Raw genomic sequence first — 22,802 nt, forward strand, 5'->3', positions numbered from 1 at the left:
TATCTTAGTCCTGCACTGCTGTGTTGTTAGTGTTTGTAGTGTCGACTTGTTTCGAGTCAGGTGAATATAAGCTTTGGTTAATATCATGCATTGTTTGTTCATCTAAGCTGTAATGCTTTACTACCCAAACCGCTAATACTGCAAATGCCGCAGGGATCAGGGTATTAAGCAATAATATGCCCATAAGCGAATCTGGCGATTGTTGCTGATTGGCCACATACCCCATTGAAGATAAAAGCCAGCCAATCATGGCGCCTGCAAAAGCGCCGCCCAGTTTTTGTGAGAATGCCGCAGCAGAGAAAATCATTGCAGTGGCGCGGCGGCCATTTTTGTATTGCGAATAATCTGCGGTGTCAGCGTACATTGAAAATACCAAAGGAGACTTAGGGCCTAAGCAAAAACCAATCAAGGCCTGCATGATAAACATCAAGGTTAAATTTTGCGGTGGGATTAAGTAAAAACCTGCAGACAAAACAGCCACTAGGCTCATTAAGCCAATCAGTAAACTGCGCTTATCAAAATAGCGACTCAGTAACGGCGTTGAGGCTGCACCTAGTGCCAGCGAAATCATATATACCGCAGTGAAAGTACCAATTAAGTCCTCTCGGCCAACATAATACTTAAAGTAGAACGTACCCGTACTCGCCCGCAGTGTGATGGTGAACATGATGATTAAGGCGAGTGAAAATAAGATAAGCCAGGGTTTATTGTTCGTTAAATCCATGATGTCTTGTTTGATACTGGTTTGCTGATTTTTTGGCGGCGCAATGCGTTCTTTGGTGGCAAAAAAAGTCAGCGTAAATAACACTGCTGAGATAATGCCATAGCAGCCCATGGTCATTTGCCAGCCTAAAGCTTCATTGCCATTTCCAAGTAGATTAACCAGTTCTGGTGTCATATAAGCGACTAATGTGCCACCCGAAAAAGCACCGATAAATCTAAAGCTAGTTAAGGTCGTGCGCTCTTGACTATCGGATGTTACTACGCCAAGCAAAGCACCATAAGGCACATTAATAAAGGTATAGGCGAGCATCATGAAAATATATGTGCCGTACGCCCAAATGAGTTTTCCATCATCGCCTAAATCAGGGACGGTGAAGGTAAGTACCCCCGCAGCAGCTATGGGTAATATGCCGAGCAAAAGATAAGGCCTGAACTTGCCGAAACGTGTGGATGTTCTATCAGCTAAAGCGCCCATTAATGGATCTGAAACAGCATCTATTATGCGAGTCACTAACATCATGGTACCGACGGCAGCAGCAGAAATACCGAAAACGTCGGTATAAAAAATAAATAGAAAGACATCGAAAACACGCCAATAAAAGTTAGATGCCACATCCCCAAGGGCATAACCGACTTTTTCTTTGAGTGATAACTTTTCAGATTGAGGTGTCACAGGTGATATTTTAGGTTCTTGAGCCATTGTTTTTATTACCTTGGTTGATTCCATCCAAATTTGGTATTTATGGCAACTTTACAGCTAACTGATTTTTAATGTTTTTTATATTTAACAATTAGTGTAAGCGCTTACATCGTTGTTAGAATGTAAATGATTAATCATTTTTTGACCAGTATTAATTTATTCAAGATTGAATTTAAAGCAGCTTTATTGGACATTAAAAGTCAATTTTTGCTGAGCAATGACACAAAAGGAGTTGCTAATAAAGAGGATGGAAAAGCTGCAAATTCAATATTAAGAATGTTGCAAGGAAGGGACAGTTAGCTTGGAAAAGTAAACACTAGCTTGGTATAAACACTAGCTCGTATAAACTGTAGCTCGTATAAATAATAGCTTGGTATAAGTAAGGGCTTGCATAAGGCAATATCTTGTAAAAACAATGGCTTAGTGCAAGTTGCGGCTTATATAAGATAGTAGCTTGTAAAAATAACAGCTTGGCGTAATAAACCTCTGAGTTTTAAAATGCCCGACAAATTGTTTTATCGGGCATTAAGTTGTGACTAATAGAAAAGCAGTATTTTGTTATTTCAGCATTTCTTGCACTCGAATGACCTGAGCGCGATAACCTGTTGCAAACATATCGTGGCTGTTAATGTTTATTCGTACAGCGGGTTCAGTTTCACCATATCTATGTTCAACTAAAATAGATTGTACTTTACCTGTGGTGTCGTCCATTTTTAAGTTGCCATATCCGCCCCCTAATCCAAACAGGCCGGCCGAGGCAAAATAGCTCATCATACTGTCTTTATCTTCTTGATACTTAACGATTGAAGTCACAGGTGAGTACCCACTATAACCTAGCTCAGTTTTGCCATATTCCCATACTTGTTCAACGGTGAGTTTTTGCTCATCGATTTTGTATTCTACTGAGCGAGAATATTTTTCATTGGCAAACATCGGTTGACCAAGGTGGCGACCGTCACCGTTATCAAATACGGTTAGAGTTCCTTTTTGCGGTACTCTATAGGCTGTGTGTGAGGTGTAAGAAAAATCAAAGTTAGTGCCTCTACATTGGCCTTTTTCATTACAGTTTAATGCTTTGCCTTTACTGTCTACAGGTGTCAGTAGTTTATCAGCAAACTTTTCAGACCAGCCTTTTGATGGGCTTAATATCCATTTGATTTGCTTGTCACGACCTATTTTAATAACGGCTGATTGATGACGTGAACTGATAATAATACTGTCGTCAGTGGGATCGTAATCCACGGAGTTTACGTGGATCCAATTACGGCCGGTTTCGACACCATGAATATCGCCATAGGGCGCATTTTGTAAATCTTCAAGTGTAGTCTGATGCCCAGCTTGTGAGGCATTAATATTTAAACACACAGCGCCAGCATCAAGAGATAACAATGCATCGTCTCGCATTGGATCAAGAATACTGTTCAAGTCCCAGTAATCGACGAGTTTACCTGTGCTATCAACTTCAATAATTTGATCGCGAATAGTGTTTACTAACTTACCGTCAGGACGGCGGTAGTCTTTGGCTGCAGCGCGAATAAAGATATTTCCGTTAGCACCTTCAATTCCTTCGTGCGATGCATCAATAAAGTTACCCGGTAAGCTATGTTCAGAAATCATTCTGCCCATCAAAGACATCTTTTTCCAACCTTGGCCTTGAACCCAAACCATGTTGCCATCTTCGGTAACATTCATTCCCATAGCGTAACCGGCATTTTCAAAGCTTTTTGAATCGTGAGTTGTGTATGGGTTTAAATACCAGCGGATATCGCCAGCAGTATCGATAATAAAGAAGCCAGGCTTGCCATCCCAAGAAAAGGCGCCAGGAGCATCTGGATTGTTATGAGCTAATTGGCCTGTTTTGCCATCAGGGTTAGTCCAGTTGACGAAATATAGTCGGTCTTTAAAGTCTGCATCGACATGCTCAACTTCAACGAGGGGGGCTTTAGCCCATTGGCTTTCTGAAAAACCCATATCAATATCTGGTGTGAGCATCTGATAGCCATGGCTATGCTGTTTACCGTTTTGAGTCCAGTTAACTGTAAAGTGGTTCATCAGGGCAGGGTACAAGCCAAATATGGGTACGCCACCTTCATTCATCACACGCATGTCATCAACTTGGTAGTGAATACTTACACCCGTGTCATCTTTTGCATGAACTGTCACTTCTACATCTGAAATCGTGTGACCATTTAAGGTAACTAAAGCAGTTAGCGGTGCATTTTCATATGGGTTATGCACGAGATAACCTAAAGGCGCATCTGGAACGGGTATTGGCTTCATCCCAAGTGGATCAGCAGTCACATTTGTGATTGAAAAGCTCAGGCTGATGGCAAGTAGCGAATAAATAAGTGGCTTCATTATCAATAATCTCATTTGAAACAATTGTGCTTGAGTATACTGATTAATGTTTTTTATTAATGTCTTATCGCTAACAAAGGACTGACAATATTTACTATTTTCAAGAAAGGTCACGTATATGAAATTTCTGTTTTGAATCGGGAACTTTTGACTATTAAACGAAAGTAATCATCGGTCTTCTTTAGGTGGGAACAGTTAACCAATGTATCTTGCTGGATACGAAAATAGCTCGTCATCATATCATCGTCTAGTGAGCGACAGATTTGATAGATGAATCGAGCTATTTTAGAAAGTCTTTAGCGCAATTTTATATAGCCTTAAGCACTATTATAAAGAGTCTTAAGCGCTATGCTTGATGATTTTTAAAGCTAGATTATTCGTCTTCAGCAGGTGGAACATAACCTTCAATTTCGACGTCTTTACCTTCAAATAAAAAGTTTACCATTTGCTCTTCAAGAAATTTACGGTCATCAACATTCATCATGTTGAGTTTGTTTTCATTGATTAACATGGTTTGTTTTTTCTGCCAAAGTCCCCATGCTTCTTTGCTGATAGAGTCAAAAATTCGCTTGCCAACTTCTCCTGGGTACAATTGAAAATCTAAACCTGGAGCTTCTTTATTTAAATATGCGCAATTAACATTACGAGCCATGATGTTTCCTTAACGGGATCCCTTAGATAGGATCTGCTGCTGAAAGTGCGACTAAGTTAGATAAGATCCGCTCGGTTGCTGCGGCTAATCCGACTTTAGCTGGATGATGTATGTTATACCAGAGACTCTGGTTTTGTTCCATTACACTGGATTCAAATTCTGTTAAATCTTGTGTTGATTCAAGTTCAATCACAATGGGTTGAATATCTAAATGGAAATGGCTAAATGTATGCCTAAAGCCTGCAAGCCATTCTGAATCTGTATGGGTGATGTTTTTGCCCGTAAACTTGATTGATACGTGCTCATGTAATTCAGCTTCTGTTTCAAATTGAGGGAAGCACCATAGCCCGCCCCAAATGCCCGCTGGTGGACGTTTGTTTAAAATGACTTGGCCATCTTTTTTTATCACTAGCATCCAGGCTGATTTAGCGGGAATTGTCTTTTTAGGCTTTTTACCAGGAAACTCACTCTGCCTGCCAGCTAATTGCGCTTTACAATCAATGGCAACAGGGCATACATCACAGCGAGGTTTGCTGCGGGTGCAAACGGCAGAGCCGATATCCATCATAGCCTGATTAAACTTACGCACATCAGCTTTTGGCGTCAGTGAATCGGTTAAGGTCCATAGCTTTTGCTCAACAGCTTTTTGCCCTGGCCAGCCTTCAATCGCGCCATGTCTTGCAAGCACTCGCTTAACATTGCCATCTAAAATTGAGTGATGTTGTCCAAGGGAAAGTGACAGAATTGCCCCTGCAGTTGAGCGTCCTATACCTGATAGCGCAATCACTTCATCTAAAGACTCAGGGAACTGACCATTATGCTGATCGCATATCGCTTTCGCAGCCTTATGTAGGTTTCTCGCACGCGCGTAGTAACCCAGACCTGTCCAATGATGCAAAACATCATCTTCGCTAGCTTTGGCTAAATCACTAATTGACGGGAAACTGTCCATGAACTTTTCATAGTATGGAATCACAGTCGCAACTTGAGTTTGTTGCAGCATGATCTCTGAAATCCATACTCTATATGGGGTTTTGTTGATTTGCCAAGGAAGCGTTTTACGCCCGTGAACATCGTACCAAGCAACAATTCGCTCAGAAAAGGAGTTAACTTTATTCATTGGCGCAGTGTATATGGCGACGTTTTGATAAACAAGTTAGATACGGTTTTGATAATGGAAAAACTAAAAACGATAACTAGCTGTTAAATGGTCTGTGAAGGTTAAAATGCGCCTAGTCACAGAGGTATCTTGACTTATGCAGCTAAACTTCTGTAAAAAACGCAATATATGCAAAATAATCTCCGCCTCAAAGGGGATTAACTACTTTAGTCATGACGATTTTGCGATATACTTACTGACTATTTTATGAATTTGAAGTTAAACATTGGGTCACTTAATAAAAGTACCTAATTGATGAGGCAGAAATGAGCGACGTTACTACCGCTGAATATAACGAAGATGGTAAATATCTTCGTAAGATTAGAAGTTTTGTTTTGAGAGAAGGGCGCCTAACCAAAGGCCAAGCTCAAGCAATTGAATCACACTGGCCAGCAATGGGGTTAGATTACACTCCAGAGCCAATTAATCTTACAGAAGTATTTAACCGTGAAGCTGATACCGTTTTAGAAATTGGTTTTGGCATGGGTGCTTCTTTAGTTGAAATGGCGCAAGCTGCTCCTGAACTGAATTATATTGGTATAGAAGTTCACAAACCTGGCGTTGGCGCTTGTCTTGTTGATGCGGGTAAAGCTGAAGTGACTAACCTTCGTGTTTATCATCATGATGCGATGGAAGTGCTTGAAAACAGTATTGCTGACGGTTCATTGAGCCGAGTACAGTTATTCTTTCCTGATCCATGGCATAAAAAACGTCACCACAAACGTCGTATTGTTCAAGCTGAATTTGCTGCGCTTATTCGCCGTAAACTTAAAATTGGCGGTGTTTTCCATATGGCAACAGACTGGGAAAACTACAGTGAGCATATGCTAGAAGTGATGTCAGCAGCTGAAGGTTATAAAAATCAATCTGAGACTAATACAGTCGTTGAACGTCCTGATCACCGTCCACTGACAAAATTTGAAGCCCGTGGTCATCGCTTAGGTCATGGCGTTTGGGATTTAATGTTTGAAAAAGTCAGCTAAATTTATTAAAACATAAGCTTAGCTTCTGAATTAATATAATAATTTATAATCGTACAACACTAACTAGGATAAAAACATGGCTAAGAATCGTAATCGCCGTCTACGTAAAAAGCTTCGCGTTGATGAGTTCCAAGAACTTGGTTTTGATATCAATTGGACATTCGATGACGCTATTTCAGAAGCGGATATTGATAAAGCCGTTGATGAGTTTATCGATGAGGTTATTTTACCGCGTGAGCTAGGCTTCCACGGTGGCGGACACAAAATGTGGGAAGGTATTATTGCCACTCAGCAAATCGGCAAATGTACCGAAGAAGATGTTGCAGCTGTAAAAGCCTTTTGGGAAGCGAAGAAAGTACCTCAACTTGAAGTCAGTGCGTTATACGACATCTGGTGGGGCTAATTAAGCCAATGCCTGAGCAAATTTTGCTTGAACAAGTGGTCGACAAAGTTCGGCCACTTATTGGTTCTGGAAAGGTAGCAAATTACATTCCTGCTTTGGGGAGTGTTGATCCTAATAAAATTGCGATTGCTGTAACGACTGCTGATGGACAAACCATTGGAGCAGGCGATTACCTTGAGCCGTTTTCAATTCAAAGTATTTCTAAAGTCTTTAGTTTGACGCTGGCACTTAGCTTATACACCGAAGATGAAATTTGGAGCAGAGTAGGCAAAGAGCCATCTGGTCAATCTTTTAATTCACTGGTCCAAGTTGAGTTAGAGCGCGGGATCCCTCGTAATCCCTTTATCAATGCAGGCGCATTAGTGATTGCAGACTTAATTCAAGCCAGACAAAGCGCACCCAAGCACCGTATGCTTGAAGAAGTCAGAAAGCTCAGTGGCAATTCACACATTTGTTTTGATAAAAATGTCGCCAACTCAGAATTTAAATTTAGTGCTAGAAATGCCTCTATTGCCTACTTGATGAAATCATTTGGTAATTTTGATGGTAATGTCGATACGGTATTAAAAAACTATTTTCATTATTGCTCACTTAAGATGAATTGTGCTGATTTGTCTAAAGCCATGTTCTATTTGGCTAATCGCGGCAAGACACTTCAAAATGAACAACTGGTTACCCCTGTACAAACAAGGCAGCTGAATGCGTTGTTAGCAACATCTGGTTTGTATGATGGTGCGGGCGAATTTGCTTATCGCGTTGGTATGCCGGGTAAAAGTGGTGTTGGTGGCGGAATTATTGCAGTTATTCCTGGTGATATGTCTATTTGTGTTTGGTCTCCAGAGTTAGACCAAAACGGAAATTCATTGGCGGGTACGCGTATGCTGGAGCACTTATCACAGGCTTTGGGGCGTTCAATCTTTTAGTGCTTTGATTTCATTTTTACTGCTATTGCTCCCCTCCTTCTGTTTATTTTTAGTGAAAATTAGCAAAGAGTGAAAAACACCACTTTGTTGGTTATTTCACTCATTGTCGGTTAACTTCATAATTCCTTTCTTTGTCTATAATGTCGCCTAGTTCACTTTAACCTCTGAAAATAAAGGTTTTTTAAATATTGGCATGGGCTGTGCTTTATCTAATTTAAGTTTAATCGTAATAAACGGTTTAATTATCAAATTTGAAAATTCAGTCTACAACTTAATGACTGTGTTTTATTTACAGCAAGGGAAGAGCTAATGAAAACTCAAACTAATTTCACCAACGGATTAATTAAAGGTCTTGCTTTATCAGGTCTTATTTTTACTGCCGGAGCAATCACGCCTGCTATGGCAAAGCTGTCACTAGATGACGAGCAATGTAATGTCACTCTTAACTATGATGTGACTGTCGAACCTAAGAAGCTGTTAATCAGTGAAAAGGGCGAAGAGCTATATCGAGTTGAAATGGGTGAGCTTTATGTCGAAGGTAGCAAGATAGATTTAGATAATAAGCAACGCAACTTATTAACCAATTACTCAGAAGAGTTATCTCAACAAGTTCCTGAAATTATCGATTTAGTGAATGAAGTTGTAGTACTAGCAACGGATGCTGTGAGCCTAGCACTTACACCAATCTTTGGTGATGCAACAGGCGCCAAATTAGATGAGCTGTTAGCAGGCATTCAAACTCGTATTGATGAAGCGGCCTATCAACAAGGTGACAAGTTTTATTTAGGCGCTACGGAATCTTCAATTGAAGAAGCATTTAATGAAGATTTTGAACAAGAAATGGAAGCCATGATTAAGAATTCAATGGGTAGCTTTATGATGGCTTTAGGCGCCGAAATGATGTCATCTGAAGGTGGAAGTTTTGAAGAGAAAATGGAAGCTTTTTCTACCAAAATGGAAAGAGTAGGTGAAGACATTGAATTGCAAATAGCAGATCAGTCTGAGGCTATTGAAGCGAAAGCTGAAAAGATTTGTGCTGACTTTGAAGAGCTTATGGCGCTTGAATCTGAAGTTCGTCAATCGATTCCTGAACTTGCTTCATACCAACTTGCAACATTGGATAGTACCCAATACGAATAAGTTTACTTGAGTGTTAATTGGTTGAATTGAATTTTATATATAAGTATCAGTATTTGATTTAACTAATAGGTAATTGATTAGGTTGTTCAACGCTAGCGCAATTTTATGTGACTTATTTGATTATCTTGATTGTTCAATTTCTAGCATTGTCAAAATGCACCTGACCTTCCCCTGCATTCATATGCAGGGGCTTTTTCGTTTAAAAAGCCTTTAAAATGTTAATTCAACTACACTTCTGTTGAAGATATGATTTGTTCTGATAAAAAAATTGTATATTATAAATATAGAGCCATATGTAATTTTTTTGGTATACTCCATAAATTAAAAGACTGCATCGCTAATCCTATTAACTTATTGTTTTAGTTTTGATTGGCTATACAGGATAACGGACTATCACAATTTAATTTCTTTTTTGGTTAATCGTGCATACATTTTTGCACTGCTATATCGATTAAATCTTGTTCAGTATTGTTTCGGATAAGTTACAGTGATTGGCATTCCAAAAACTATTTTTAATGTCGTAAACAGCTTAAGGCGACTCCCATGTTAGAACTGTTAGAACCTATTGCTATTTTTACTCATGTTGCCCGCGCTGGTAGTTTCAGTGCCGCAGCCAGAAGATTGAGTATATCTAAGTCGAAAGTAAGTACTCAGGTTGCTGATCTTGAACATAAACTTGGGGTTCAACTGATTCAACGTACTACACGTAGTCTGAGTCTGACAGAAGCAGGTAACTTGCTTTATATTCAAGGTGAAGAGTTGCTTCGTGATGCTGAACAAGCTGTCGCAAGTGTACATAATTTAAATGACGCGACCCGTGGTGTATTGAAAGTGGGTATTTCTCAATCTTTCGGTACCATGCACATCATTCCGGCTTTACCTGAGTTTATGGCTAAACACCCTGAGCTTGAGTTACAAGTCAGCTTACTTGATCACAAGGTTGATGTAGTCAGCGAAGGCTTAGATTTATTATTAACTATGTCAGAGCAATTACCTTTAGGTATGGTTGCTCGTCCATTGATGAAGTGTCAGTTCTTACTTGCAGCATCGCCAGAGTACATCGCTCAAAATGGCACCATTTCTCGTCCTGAACAGCTGGTTGATCATAACTGTCTTGTATATCAAGGTGAGTGGCATGAACACAGCATGTGGCAGTTCAAGAAAGGTGATGATTACTGCGAAATCGGTGTGTCAGGTAACTTCCGTGTAGACAATGCACCAGCACTTAAATCAGCAGCGGTTAGCGGGTTAGGTATTGCATATTTAGCAAGTTACTTATTGGAAGATGAGATTGAACAAGGCACTTTAGTACCCTTGTTACCAGATTGGCAGTTAACGAATAACTTGCCTCTACAAGCCGTTTATCCGCGCCGTAAGCATCTTGCACCTAAGGTGAGTTCATTTATCGACTTCATTAAAGGCCATATTGGTAGTACTCCATACTGGGACACTAAATATGACCATTTATACAAATTGCGTAAATAATTACCAGTTTAAGTCGTCAATGACGTAAGAATATATGGAAACATTGTTCAAAATTTAAAACAAAACCGCACATTTAAGTGCGGTTTTTTTATTTGTTCATTTTAAACAATGACTTAATTGTTTGTGATTAAAAATTGTCCAGCAAGGTTTTGTCTTTAAATTAAAACAATTTCATTTTCGCATCTTGAACTATGTTCTGAAATCAATACAATAGATTTCAGTTGATTCGGAATGGTTTGAGTCACGCATCTTGTTGAGAAATGACCCCTTTTCGACTTTTTGTGCAAATCAGCAACTTCGCAAATTTTGAATCACTGCTGGCAACGGTTTTAAAACTAGAACAATGCCGGCTTTGAAACCATCATCCTAGTTTATATTGGTTTACCCCAGACATAGTGCTGGGGTTATTTTTGCCTGAAATTCACTCAACCGCTTTTTTTGTTCCTGCTTGCTTGTTTGCTTCAGTCATTCCTTATTATCATTTCTTATTTTCATTTTTTATCAATAGCGTATTAGTCAAAATAAAATTTAGGCATAAAAAAACCACTGAGCTCAGTGGTTTTTGTTTTTATAAGGGGGGTTATGCAGCGTTAGTGGCTTTAACCCAGTCATTGACCTTCGTTTCTAGAATATCTAGCGGCAAAGGACCATTCTCAAGAATGAGAGTGTGGAATTGACGAATATCGAATTTGTTACCTAACTGCTTCTTCGCATTCTCACGTAGCTCTAGAATCTTAATCATTCCCACTTTATAAGCAGTTGCTTGACCTGGCATGACGATATGACGTTCAACCATTTTCACTGCATCAGACTCTGCGTTTGGCGTATTATCAACATAATATTGAATACCTTGCTCACGGGTCCATTTTTCTGAATGGATACCAGTGTCTACCACTAGACGACATGCGCGCCAAAGCTCCATTGCTAAGCGGCCGAAGTCAGAGTATGGGTCGGCATATAAGCCCATCTCTTTAGGGAAGTATTCAGTGTATAAGCCCCAACCTTCAATATAGGCAGTATAACCGCCGTACTTTCTGAACTTAGGAATACCTTCTAGTTCTTGTGCAATAGCAATTTGCATATGATGTCCTGGAATACCTTCATGGTAAGCTAATGCTTCCATTTGGTAAGTCGGCATCGCTTTCATATCATATAGATTAGCGTAGTAGGTACCAGGTTGTGATCCATCAGGTGCAGGTTGATTGTAAAACGCTTTACCGGCTGATTTTTCACGGAAGGCTTCGACTTGTTTTACCACTAATTTAGCTTTTGGTTTGATATTGAATACTTCGTCTAAACGAGACTCCATGTTATCAATTAATGCTTTGGCTTCTGACATGTAACGGCTCTTGCCTTCATCAGTCGCTGGGTAGTAGAACTGGTCGTCATCACGCATAAATGCCATGAATTCTTGTAAGTCACCATCAAATTTTACTGTCTTCATGATTTCGCGCATTTCGTCATGAATACGGGCAACTTCAGATAAACCTAACTGATGAATTGTTTCTGAGCTCATGTCTGTTGTAGTGACACGGCTTAAACGTAAATTGAAGAAGTCATCACCTTCAGGCAGTTTCCAAACACCATCACGAGTATCGGCTTTTTTCTCAAGTTCATTAAGATAAGCGATAAGATCGGTATAGGCTGGTTGAACACTGTCAACGAGGGCTTTTTTAGCTGCAGCAAGTAATTCATCTTTTTTAGCTTGAGGCGCATCTAAGGCTGTGACCTTTTTGTTAATGTCAGCCCACAGAGTGCTCTTTTCTTCAGTGTCGCTAAAAGGAGCGCCAGTAATAATATTTTCACTGTCTGAAATGACATATGGGAAAACAAACTTAGGTGCGATTACGCCTTTATCAGCGCGAAGCTTTAAAGCATCAACTAACTGCTTGCTAGCGTGTTTAACGCCATTTAAACGACTGATATAAGCTTCAGCATCGCTTACGCTTGATACTTGGTGTTGATTAATCAAGAATGTCGCGATAAAAGTATGGCTGCCGTACATTTGGTTAACTGGATAGGTATGGTAACGCCACTTATCATCAGCAATGTCTTGTTCTAATCCTTGCTTCATTAGGTTAAAACTTAATGCAGTTTGAACATCAAGTTTACTGACATCAATTGATTCGAGTTGTTTAAGGTGCTTTTTAGTACGCTCTAATGCTTCATCATCAGCTTTATCACTGAAATCACCCCATTTATCGTAATCAGTTTTAATACGCATGTAGGTTTGTGAGATAGGGCTAGCCATAACATTTTCCATGAAAATGTTTTCAAATAATTCATTGGCTTTTTCTGATTCCGTTGTGGCTTTTTTAGTGGTTTCAGTTGCGCTTTTAACTGGGTGGTTGTCCGATCCATGGGCCAACGCAGAGGTAGATAATAAGCTAGATAATGCAACGGCTATTATTGTCGTTTTAGTTTTTAGTAGCATAGTGGGTTTCCGTAAACGAGGGATAGAAGTAAGCGTTTATTAATATTGATTGATATCCTAATAGAGCAAAGCGAAAAAGGGTAAAGTGAAATGTTAGCAATTGTGTATTAAATGTTGCTTAAAGCTTGCGGTTTATTAGATTAAGTAATGATGTGAGCATTAAAAAGCCACCGACTTGGTTCAAGTGGTGGCTATTAAGCACTATTTGCTGAGCCTATACTGTAATGAGTTTACCCAATAAGTTACTGACTGAATTAATCTATAAATTGCGATAACAAGTCATTGACGAACATATGGCCTTTAGATGTTAGCTGCCAATGATTCTCTGATTCAGTTAATAAGCCTCTTGAGATAGATTTATTTATTCCATCAGTAAGCACATCTGCTGATAAACCAGTGCGTTGCTCAAACTCAACTTTAGGGATTGGCGTCATCAGTCGTAATCTGTTCATCAAGTATTCTAGCGCTCTATCTTCTGGCAGCACTTCTGAGGTTTCAAAAGTGTAGTCTTCAGTATTTAAGTAGCCCTTAGGGTGTTTGATTTTTACAGTACGGGTAATCACATCTTTTTCAGGTTGGGTGATTTTACCGTGAGCGCCACAGCCAATGCCAAGGTAGTCACCAAATTGCCAGTAATTTAAATTATGACGGCATTGAAACCCTGGTTTGGCATAAGCCGAGATTTCATATTGTTGGTAACCTAATGCCGCAAGCTTCTTTTGGCCTTGTTCATAGATGTGCCAAAGGTTTTCATCGTCAGGGAGTTGTGGCGGCTTCGAGTGAAAAAGCGTATTGGGCTCAATGGTTAATTGATACCAAGAAAGGTGAGGTGGCATTAACTCTGCTGCAGTATCAATATCCGCCATTGCCTCATCAAAGCTTTGATTTGGTAGGCCATGCATGAGATCAAGGTTAAAACTGTTATAGCCTGATTTTGATGCGGTATTAGCCGCAGTGACAGCTTCGTTTTCATCATGAATGCGGCCAAGTAAATTGAGCTTATCTTTAGAAAAACTTTGTACGCCAATTGATAAACGCGTTACGCCTGCGGCTTGATAGGCGGCAAAATCATCATGCTCTAAAGTGCCAGGGTTGGCCTCCATGGTGATTTCAATATCATCTTCAAAACCAATAGCTTTTCTAGCGCCGTCAAGAATGACCTTTATTTGTTTAGCATCAAACAATGAAGGCGTACCACCACCAATAAAAATGCTATGCAGCTTACGGTTTTGAACATAACCTAAGTCATTGTGTAAATCTTGCAGTAAGGCTTCGACATATTGAACTTGAGGCAATTCACCTTGCTGACCATGGGAGTTAAAATCGCAATAAGGGCACTTTTGCACACACCAAGGTATATGAATATAAAGGCTAAGTGGTGGTAGGGTTAACATAATGCTTAGATGATCCCTTTAGCTTTAAGTGCATCAGCCAATAAATTCAATGCTAAACCACGGTGGCTTAGTTGATTTTTTTGTTCACTACTTAGCTCTGCCGCTGAGCAATCAAAACCTTCAGGAATGAAAACAGGATCATAGCCATGACCTTGCTCGCCTTGAGGTACAGTGCCGATTTTTCCTTCCCAAGCTGCTTGGCAAACAATCGGGGTTGGATCTTTAGCATGACGCATATAAACCAATACACATTGAAAACGTGCATTACGCTCGGTTTGGCCTTCGAGTGCATTGAGTAATTTTAGGTATCTGTCTTTTTCTGTCGCATCCTCTCCGCCATATCGAGCAGAGTATATTCCTGGAGCTCCTTGAAGCGCATCAACTTCTAAACCTGAATCATCCGCAATGGCTGCTTTTCCGGTTATTTCTGCTGCGTGTCTTGCTTTGATGATGGCATTTTCAATAAAGGTTGTTCCTGTTTCAGCCACTTCAGGTACATTGAATTGGTTTTGTGGCAATACTTGGATATTAAATTGTGACAACATTTGGTCAAATTCTTTAAGTTTACCTTTGTTACCGCTGGCTAAAACAATTTGCTGCATGGGAATACCTTAGTGGATGGAAAATGGTACTTGAAAATTTGGCTAATGATACCTAAGCGTTTAGCTGATAGATAGCTCAAAAGATGATAATAGGTGATGGTTTATGGACTGATAAAAATAAAGCCAATCATACTATAATTGGCTTTGTAGAATGTTTTTGCTGCACGTTTCTGATTATTCAACGTAAAATTTTTGCTTAAATTTAAGTGCTGTATTGAGTTTATTCCCATGCTTAATGGCAATGTTGAAATTGATTTCTTGGTCGTCACGGTATGGCACTTGGGCGATATAGTAAATGGCTTTACCCTCACGGATTTCTTTAAAATCTAACGTGATTCTTGCATCAAGTAAGTTGTTTGCCACACCTGAGATTTCAATTGCTACAGGCGGGTTACCCTCTTTACTGGTATCTAATACTGCAATATTTACGATGCCATTATAATTGCTTCGTTCAATACCGTAGGTTTTTGCAATACTTGGGGTGATAAACGTGCTGCTTAATGCCATGTAATGGATATCAAAGTTACCTACTTGCTGTTTTTGTTCTGCTTGGGCGGTATTTGATAGTCCGAGTGACAGGCCTAAAACAACCAATAAACTTAAAATGATAGTGCGAAACATAATCGTGATCCTTGATCGACTCTTGCAAGAGGTGATTCACTAATGGAGTGTAGACCTAAGTATAGAGAATTTTAATCAAACTCACCTCAATTTCATACAAAACTAAGCAAGTTTAATGAGTTAACTTTGAATTTATTGCTTTACAGTAAGTGAGATAATTCACTAGGAATTTGTTTAGGCATGGATATTTGGACTTGTTTATGCCGACCTTGAAGGCCTTTTAAGATTACGACATCCGCTTTAGGAACTTTGAAGGCTTTAGCTAAATATTTAATCAAATGGCTATTGGCTTTACCGTCAATGGGAGGTGCAGTAATAGCAATTTTTAACTCATCGCCATGCAGACCGATGATCTTGTCGCGACTGGCTTTAGGTTGAATATAAAGATTCAGCAACAGGTGACTCTGTTGCTGAATGATAGCGCTCATTATGGTTAAACCCAGTTAGAAGGGTTAAACCGCATTCCAAAACGGAATATATTGCGCGAATAAAATATTGATAAAGTTCATCGCAATTAATACCAGCATGACTGATAAATCAAGTCCGCCCATTGGAGGAAGGATTTTACGAACAGGACGTAAAAACGGCTCTGTTAATTGGTCCATCACCATCACAATCGGATTATGTCCTTGATTAAACCAGCTTAGTAATGCACGGATAATTAATACCCAGAACAGTAAAACACCTGCTTCTTTAATCACCGAAACTAAAGATAAAATCAGTAATGATACCGCATCGATTTTTAAATCAACCAGTAAAGATAAGGTCAAAAACTTCACCAAGACCACAATAAGCGCAAGTACGATTGAGGCTGTATCAATGACACCAATGGAAGGTAATACACGGCGCATAGGTGCAATAATCGGTTGGGTCGCTTTTACGATAAATTGACTAAATGGATTATAAAAGTCAGCTCTAGCAAGTTGAAGCCAAAAACGTAAAATTACCACCATAAGGTAAAGGTCAAAAACCGTGGTAACGAGAAATTGCATTGCATTCATTATTAAGTGCCTTGTTTGGTTGGTGCGTATAACATGTCATTAATAGTGACAGTGTCGCTGAATCCGTATAATTTTAAAATGTTTTTGCCATTTCTTCTGCTCGTTTTATGCAGTTCGTCATTGCTTGGTCAACTAACCCACGTAAATCGCCTTCTTCAAGCGTCTCAACTGCGCGAGCAGTCGTGCCACCTTTAGACATAACATTGGTGCGTAACTTCTCTAATGATAGCTGAGGGTTTTGCACGACCATTTGCGCAGCACCTAATGCAGCTTGTTGAGCTAAAGCTCGAGCCGTTTGCTCATCAAGCCCTGTTTTAATGCCGTGTTGGATCATCGACTCAATAAACAAGAAAAAATATGCAGGTGAGCTGCCAGCTAACGCGATAACTTGATTAAGCTCATCTTCAGTTTTTACCCAAACAACTTCGCCACCGGTTTTCATTAGGGTTTCACAAATTTGTTTATGCTCAGCTGAGATTGAGTTGTCAGCAAATAATCCAGTCATGCCAACACCAATTTGGGTTGGTGTATTTGGCATAGTGCGAATAAGTTTAATTGGCTGCTTAAAGTAATCTTGATAACGAGCTGCAGGAATGCCTGCAGCGATAGTAACTAATAACTTATTGGATAAATCTAAATGACTTAGTTGCTCACACACCATTTGCATTAACTGCGGTTTTACGCTGAGTACTATCACATCTGCATCATCCGCAGCTGCAACATTGTCGTGAGAAACTTGAATGCCAAAATCTGCTTTTAGCGCATCTAACTTGCCGACACTTGGGTTCGTTGCGTGAACTTTATCAGCAGGGTATCCGTTGGTCACTAATCCGCTAATGATAGCTCGCGGCATGTTGCCCGCACCGATAAAACATACTTTTGCTTGAGTCATAAGGTTAAATCACTTTTAATTTTATGTACTCGTTGAGTACGTGTAGGAGTCTTATATTTGGGCTTTCATGGCTCATTACAAGGCTGTCATTATAAATTATCCTTCATGAATAACAGCTTAAAAACATAGCCATCACTTGATAAAAGTGTGTACTTACATTTAAAGCTGACTTTTTAATTAGACGTTTCAAATCTATTAGTCGCTTCAAAACTATTAGTCACTTCAAAGCTTAAGCTCTTGACCCAAATATCGCTGTGCCAATTCTGACCATGGTTGAACCGTGTTCAATAGCGATAGCTAAGTCGCTACTCATGCCCATCGAAAGTGTGTCTACACTAAGGTATTGTTGTTTAAGTTCAAGATATAAGTTTTCAAGTTGAGCAAATTCTTGCCTTTGCAAGTTTACATCTTCAGTTGCTGTTGGAATTGCCATTAAGCCGCGCAAGGTAAGATGAGGTAACTTATCAATTATTTGTGCAAGATGATTAACCTCTTCAGAGCTAACGCCAGATTTACTGGCTTCATTACTGACATTAACTTGGATACACACTTGCAGTGGTAATTTGTCATCAGGTCGTTGCTCATTAAGCCGTGTAGCAATTTTCTCACGACTCAAGGTATGCATCCAATCAAAGTGCTCAGCAATAATGCGTGACTTATTGGATTGCAGCGGGCCAATAAAATGCCATTCAATATCTGGGTGGCTTTGACTTAAGGCGATGACTTTTTCTTCGCCTTCTTGTACGTAGTTTTCGCCAAAGCATCGCTGACCAGCCCCGTATGCCGCAATGATATCTTCAATGGGTTTAGTTTTACTTACCGCAAGAAGAGTGACTTCTTCACTGTTACGTGAACAATTTTGCGCCGCTTGAGCGATTTGGCTCTGGGCGATTGATATTCGGTCTGCTATTGTTGTCATATTGTTTTTATTTGTTTAAATGGATGTCATTGACCATGGAAATAACTGAGTTACTTGCCTTTAGTGTAAAGCACAATGCCTCGGATCTACACCTTTCAGCAGGCGTATCGCCAATGATCCGTGTAGATGGTGAAGTCAGAAAAATTAATTTACCTGCATTAGATCATCAAGCCGTGCACGGTTTAGTGTATGACATCATGAATGATAAACAACGTAAGGACTTTGAAGAACATTTAGAAATCGATTTCTCGTTTGAAGTCCCTAACCTTGCGCGTTTTCGTGTGAATGCATTTAACCAGTCTCGTGGTGCTGGTGCAGTGTTCCGTACCATTCCAAGTGAAATTTTATCATTAGAGCAACTCGGTGCTCCAGAAATCTTTAAGAAAATATCAAGTTTCCCCCGTGGCCTTGTATTGGTAACAGGCCCTACTGGTTCAGGTAAGTCGACCACGCTAGCGGCAATGGTCGATTATATTAACAATGAACGCCATGATCACATTTTGACCATTGAAGACCCAATAGAATTCGTACATCAAAACAAACAGTGTTTGGTTAACCAGCGTGAAGTCCATAAACACACTCATGGTTTTGATGCTGCTTTGCGTTCAGCACTTCGTGAAGATCCCGATGTTATTCTTGTGGGTGAGATGCGTGACCTTGAAACCATTCGATTAGCAATGACCGCAGCAGAAACCGGTCACTTAGTGTTTGGCACCTTGCATACCACCTCAGCGGCAAAAACCGTTGACCGTATTGTCGATGTATTCCCAGCGGGTGAGAAAGATATGGTACGAACCATGTTATCTGAATCACTTCAGGCAGTAATTTCACAAACTCTGATTAAGAAAGTGGGCGGTGGTCGAGTCGCTGCGCATGAAATTATGATGGGCACACCGGCTATTCGTAACTTGATCCGTGAAGATAAAGTCGCACAAATGTACTCAGCAATTCAAACGGGTATGTCACATGGCATGCAAACCCTTGAGCAGTGTTTACAAAATTTAGTGAATCGCGGTTTAATTACCCGTGATGATGCAATGTCTAAGAGCTCGAATAAACAAGCTAACTTTTAAGGGTTAATTGAATGGATGTACGTCCTTTTTTAAAGGTCATGGTTGACCGAAAAGCCTCTGATTTATTTGTGACAGCGGGATTCCCGCCAAGTGCAAAAATTGATGGTGAGCTAAGACCGCTTTCTGAAACTAGTTTTAACCCAGAGCAGTCTTTGGATTTTGTTGAGTCTTTAATGACTGATGTACAAAAACAAGAGTTTCATGACTCGCGTGAATGTAACTTTGCATTTGCAGCAAAAGATTTAGGTCGATTTCGTGTCAGTGCTTTTTGGCAACGTGAGTCTCCTGGCTGTGTTATGCGCCGCATTGAGACAAAAATACCTGAAGTTGATGATTTAAAGCTGCCACCAATCTTAAAAGACTTAGTCATGAGTAAACGTGGCTTGATTATTATGGTTGGTGGTACAGGTACTGGTAAGTCAACTTCATTGGCATCATTAGTGGGTTATCGAAATGCTCATGCTCGTGGCCATATTTTGACCATTGAAGACCCTGTAGAATTTGTTCACGACCATAGAAAAAGTATTATTACTCAACGTGAAGTTGGTATTGATACTGATTCTTTTGACGCTGCACTTAAAAGCTCACTGCGTCAGGCGCCAGATGTTATTTTGATTGGTGAGATCCGAACTCAAGAAACCATGGAGTTTGCGCTGGCGTTTGCTGAGACAGGTCACTTATGTATGGCAACCTTGCACGCCAACAATGCTAACCAAGCGTTAGATCGTATTATGCATTTAGTACCAGAAAGTAAGCATAATCAATTACTGTTTGATTTATCGCTTAATTTACGTGGCATTGTAGCTCAGCAGCTTGTGGCTAAGTCTGATGGTTCAGGGCGTCGTGCTGCAATTGAAGTTTTGATTAACACCCCTCGTATTGCAAGTTTGATTGCGAAAAATGAGCTGCATTTACTTAAAGAAACCATGAGTAAATCTCGTGAGCAAGGAATGCAAACCTTTGACCAAGCGTTGCTGGATTTATATTTAGAGAAAGAAATCAGCTATGCAGATGCATTGCACCATGCTGATTCTCCAAATGATTTACGCTTGATGATTAAACTGCAAACTAATGAAACAAGTGGTTCAGGCTTGATGGATGGCGTGACTTTAGATTTAGGTTAAATAGAGTCTTGAATAGAATTAGTCTTAATGAGATTAAATCTAAATAGTGAATAACAGTATATAAAGACCAAAGTGGCTTCACTTTGGTTTTTTTATGGCTGTAACTTATATAGCTTTGACATTACTGTCTAGAAGCGGCACTAGAAGCTGTGACTAGAAGATATGGCTGGAAATATTGAAGTGATTATTTACACTATCGATGATCTGCTTTTATAAGAACAACGTATAATCGATTATATGATTATGATTCGCAAAGTGATTGCTTTGCACATATGAACTTAAGCCGATACCCAAATTATTGGATAACAATCAAAGGGAACATTATGAAAAAGCTTCTATTAACCTCTAGCTTACTTGCTTTAACGAGCTCTTTTTTAGCACCTAGCGTATTTGCAAATAGCTGTCCTGATTATCTAAATGTAGAAGCCAGAAAATTACATTCTGATGAAGTCGTTGACTTGTGTGAGGTGACTAACGGTAAACCGGTATTGATTGTTAACACAGCGAGTAATTGCGGCTTTACGCCTCAGTTTGAAGCGTTAGAAGCACTGCATAAAGAATATGAAGATGACCTAGTGGTGATTGGTTTTCCATCTGATGATTTCTTTCAAGAAGAAGATGATGAAGCAAAAACTGCTGATGTTTGTTTCGTCAATTACGGCGTGACCTTTACTATGGTGTCAACATCAGCGGTTAGAGGAAGTTATGTTAACTCTGTATTCGCTTATTTGGGTGACAAGACAGCAGCACCTAAATGGAATTTTTACAAATACTTAGTCAGTGCAGATGGCGAAAGTGTGCAGCAATTCAACTCTCGAGTAAAACCGGATAGCGAAGAACTGAAAAAAGCGATAGAGTCTGTGCTATAAATTTTGCATCGTGAATAAAACTAATTATTTACAATCTAGCTACTTTTTGAGCATTACAAGCCTTGCTCTTTAAATCAGTAATGATGAGAGCGAGTTATAATAATATTAAATAGTAATACTCACTAATAATAAGTTTTGAGCATGCGACAGACTTTAGCATCTGAGTGAGTTTAATCGCTCACCCTGTGATGGAATTTTTCGGAGACAGTTTTGTATAAATTTTCTGGTTTAAGTAAAGAAGACGGCCACAAGTCACGCGGTAAAACTGGCGTGTTATTAATGAATTTAGGCACACCTGATGAACCTACACCATCAGCGGTTAGAAGGTATTTAGCTGAGTTTTTAGCTGATCCTCGTGTTGTAGAAATCCCCAAGCTAGTTTGGATGTGTATTCTACACGGTATTATTTTACGTGTTCGTCCTGCAAAATCTGCAGCTTTATACAAAGAAGTGTGGACTGAAGATGGTTCCCCTTTGATGGATATCAGCCTTAAACAACAAGGTAAATTAGCAAAGTTATTTGCTGATAACGATGTTGATGCATCGGTACACTTATCAATGCGTTATGGTAATCCTTCAACGCCTTCTGTACTTCAAAAAATGCATAAAGATGGCATTGATAGAATCGTTGTCTTACCGCTTTATCCTCAATATGCCGCTCCTACAACAGCGTCAGCATTTGACGCGATTGCAAAAGAGCTATGTAAGTGGCGCTATATTCCGGCACTGCACTTTATCAATACCTATCATGACGACCCAACCTTTGTTGATGCGCTAGCTGAATCAATACAAACGGATTTTGACCAGAATGGTAAGCCTGAAAAACTTGTGTTGTCTTACCACGGCATGCCAGAACGTAATTTACATTTAGGCGATCCATATTATTGTTTTTGTGTAAAAACAACTCGTTTAGTGGTTGAAAAACTAGGTTTAGATGAAAAAGAATATGTGATGACTTTCCAGTCGCGCTTTGGCAAAGCTAAATGGTTGCAGCCATATACCGATGCGACAATGGAAGCATTACCAAAAGAAGGTGTGAATGACATTGCTGTCGTATGTCCAGCATTTAGCGCTGACTGCCTAGAAACACTTGAAGAGATTAAAGGTGAAAACCGAGAAGTGTTTGAACAAGCGGGTGGTAAGAAATTCCGTTATATCGAATGTTTAAATGATAATGATGCCCACATCAATATGATGGCAAACTTGGTTAAGCCTTACCTTTAAGTTTCTGAAGCTAAACATCTTAGCACTTGAATTTAAAGGCTTGTATTTAAAGCTTTGTATCTAAAAGATTGTATCTAAAGGTTTGTATCTTAATTCTAGTATCTTAAATTAAAAAAGGAGCCT

22 protein-coding genes are annotated in these 22,802 nt (G+C 39.6%); 10 read left to right on the forward strand and 12 right to left on the reverse strand.

The features are described from left to right. Positions 1 to 4: 4 nt before the first annotated feature. On the reverse strand, positions 5 to 1,423 hold the full coding sequence (locus L2737_RS01960) for an MFS transporter (RefSeq protein WP_248954567.1): 1,419 nt from the start codon (positions 1,421 to 1,423) through the stop codon (positions 5 to 7). A gap of 126 nt (positions 1,424 to 1,549) precedes the next feature. Between L2737_RS01960 and L2737_RS01965 the strand changes: the two genes are divergently transcribed. Continuing rightward, the gene (locus L2737_RS01965; protein ID WP_229367685.1) at positions 1,550 to 1,723 is read left to right on the forward strand and encodes a hypothetical protein; all 174 of its coding nucleotides are present in this window, start codon (positions 1,550 to 1,552) and stop codon (positions 1,721 to 1,723) included. Positions 1,724 to 1,981: 258 nt separating this feature from the next. Here L2737_RS01965 and L2737_RS01970 read toward each other — a convergent pair whose 3' ends face one another. The 3 genes from L2737_RS01970 to mutY form a co-directional block, all read right to left on the reverse strand. After that, positions 1,982 to 3,781 (reverse strand): aryl-sulfate sulfotransferase, encoded by a 1,800-nt coding sequence (locus L2737_RS01970; protein ID WP_248954568.1) that lies wholly within the window; start codon positions 3,779 to 3,781, stop codon positions 1,982 to 1,984. Positions 3,782 to 4,154: 373 nt separating this feature from the next. Then, on the reverse strand, positions 4,155 to 4,433 hold the full coding sequence (locus L2737_RS01975; RefSeq protein WP_102528673.1) for an oxidative damage protection protein: 279 nt from the start codon (positions 4,431 to 4,433) through the stop codon (positions 4,155 to 4,157). 22 nt (positions 4,434 to 4,455) lie between these two features. Then, positions 4,456 to 5,553 (reverse strand): A/G-specific adenine glycosylase, encoded by a 1,098-nt coding sequence (mutY, locus tag L2737_RS01980; protein WP_248954569.1) that lies wholly within the window; start codon positions 5,551 to 5,553, stop codon positions 4,456 to 4,458. A gap of 305 nt (positions 5,554 to 5,858) precedes the next feature. Between mutY and trmB the strand changes: the two genes are divergently transcribed. From trmB to L2737_RS02005, 5 genes are all read left to right on the forward strand, one after another. After that, positions 5,859 to 6,575, forward strand: a complete 717-nt coding sequence (gene trmB, locus L2737_RS01985; RefSeq protein ID WP_102528671.1) for a tRNA (guanosine(46)-N7)-methyltransferase TrmB — start codon at positions 5,859 to 5,861, stop codon at positions 6,573 to 6,575. Between the two features lie 76 nt (positions 6,576 to 6,651). Then, entirely contained in the window at positions 6,652 to 6,978 is a 327-nt protein-coding gene (locus tag L2737_RS01990; protein WP_102528670.1) for a 50S ribosome-binding protein YggL, read from the forward strand. An 8-nt stretch (positions 6,979 to 6,986) separates the two neighbouring features. Further along, entirely contained in the window at positions 6,987 to 7,901 is a 915-nt protein-coding gene (gene glsB, locus L2737_RS01995; RefSeq protein WP_102528669.1) for a glutaminase B, read from the forward strand. 309 nt (positions 7,902 to 8,210) lie between these two features. Then, positions 8,211 to 9,041 (forward strand): YggN family protein, encoded by an 831-nt coding sequence (locus L2737_RS02000; protein ID WP_248954570.1) that lies wholly within the window; start codon positions 8,211 to 8,213, stop codon positions 9,039 to 9,041. A gap of 543 nt (positions 9,042 to 9,584) precedes the next feature. Further along, complete coding sequence (locus tag L2737_RS02005; protein WP_102528666.1) at positions 9,585 to 10,526, forward strand: LysR family transcriptional regulator; 942 nt, start codon at positions 9,585 to 9,587, stop codon at positions 10,524 to 10,526. 580 nt (positions 10,527 to 11,106) lie between these two features. Here L2737_RS02005 and L2737_RS02010 read toward each other — a convergent pair. From L2737_RS02010 to L2737_RS02045, 8 genes are all read right to left on the reverse strand, one after another. Beyond that, on the reverse strand, positions 11,107 to 12,960 hold the full coding sequence (locus tag L2737_RS02010; RefSeq protein WP_248954571.1) for a DUF885 domain-containing protein: 1,854 nt from the start codon (positions 12,958 to 12,960) through the stop codon (positions 11,107 to 11,109). Positions 12,961 to 13,214: 254 nt separating this feature from the next. Further along, on the reverse strand, positions 13,215 to 14,354 hold the full coding sequence (gene hemW, locus L2737_RS02015) for a radical SAM family heme chaperone HemW (RefSeq protein WP_248954572.1): 1,140 nt from the start codon (positions 14,352 to 14,354) through the stop codon (positions 13,215 to 13,217). A gap of 5 nt (positions 14,355 to 14,359) precedes the next feature. After that, positions 14,360 to 14,956 (reverse strand): RdgB/HAM1 family non-canonical purine NTP pyrophosphatase, encoded by a 597-nt coding sequence (rdgB, locus tag L2737_RS02020; protein ID WP_102528663.1) that lies wholly within the window; start codon positions 14,954 to 14,956, stop codon positions 14,360 to 14,362. A gap of 174 nt (positions 14,957 to 15,130) precedes the next feature. After that, positions 15,131 to 15,577 carry a DUF4426 domain-containing protein gene (locus L2737_RS02025; protein ID WP_102528662.1) on the reverse strand — a complete coding sequence of 149 codons (447 nt, stop codon included), beginning with the start codon at positions 15,575 to 15,577 and terminating at the stop codon, positions 15,131 to 15,133. A 140-nt stretch (positions 15,578 to 15,717) separates the two neighbouring features. Next, positions 15,718 to 16,005, reverse strand: a complete 288-nt coding sequence (yggU, locus tag L2737_RS02030) for a DUF167 family protein YggU (RefSeq protein ID WP_248954573.1) — start codon at positions 16,003 to 16,005, stop codon at positions 15,718 to 15,720. Positions 16,006 to 16,029: 24 nt separating this feature from the next. After that, entirely contained in the window at positions 16,030 to 16,578 is a 549-nt protein-coding gene (locus L2737_RS02035) for a YggT family protein (RefSeq protein WP_229367656.1), read from the reverse strand. Between the two features lie 73 nt (positions 16,579 to 16,651). Continuing rightward, positions 16,652 to 17,470 (reverse strand): pyrroline-5-carboxylate reductase, encoded by an 819-nt coding sequence (gene proC / locus L2737_RS02040; RefSeq protein ID WP_248954574.1) that lies wholly within the window; start codon positions 17,468 to 17,470, stop codon positions 16,652 to 16,654. A 229-nt stretch (positions 17,471 to 17,699) separates the two neighbouring features. After that, positions 17,700 to 18,389 (reverse strand): YggS family pyridoxal phosphate-dependent enzyme, encoded by a 690-nt coding sequence (locus L2737_RS02045; RefSeq protein WP_248954575.1) that lies wholly within the window; start codon positions 18,387 to 18,389, stop codon positions 17,700 to 17,702. A gap of 35 nt (positions 18,390 to 18,424) precedes the next feature. On the opposite strand from L2737_RS02045, the gene L2737_RS02050 reads away from it, so the two are divergent. From L2737_RS02050 to hemH, 4 genes are all read left to right on the forward strand, one after another. Then, a complete protein-coding gene (locus L2737_RS02050) occupies positions 18,425 to 19,462 on the forward strand; it encodes a type IV pilus twitching motility protein PilT (RefSeq protein WP_102528657.1) in 1,038 nt (345 codons plus the stop codon). Between the two features lie 11 nt (positions 19,463 to 19,473). Continuing rightward, a complete protein-coding gene (locus tag L2737_RS02055; protein WP_102528656.1) occupies positions 19,474 to 20,586 on the forward strand; it encodes a PilT/PilU family type 4a pilus ATPase in 1,113 nt (370 codons plus the stop codon). A gap of 323 nt (positions 20,587 to 20,909) precedes the next feature. After that, entirely contained in the window at positions 20,910 to 21,455 is a 546-nt protein-coding gene (locus tag L2737_RS02060; protein ID WP_248954576.1) for a glutathione peroxidase, read from the forward strand. A 210-nt stretch (positions 21,456 to 21,665) separates the two neighbouring features. Further along, on the forward strand, positions 21,666 to 22,679 hold the full coding sequence (hemH, locus tag L2737_RS02065) for a ferrochelatase (RefSeq protein ID WP_248954577.1): 1,014 nt from the start codon (positions 21,666 to 21,668) through the stop codon (positions 22,677 to 22,679). The last annotated feature ends 123 nt before the right edge of the window (positions 22,680 to 22,802 follow it).

The organism is Shewanella electrodiphila (genome assembly GCF_023283985.1).
Classification (GTDB): Bacteria; Pseudomonadota; Gammaproteobacteria; order Enterobacterales; family Shewanellaceae; genus Shewanella; species Shewanella electrodiphila.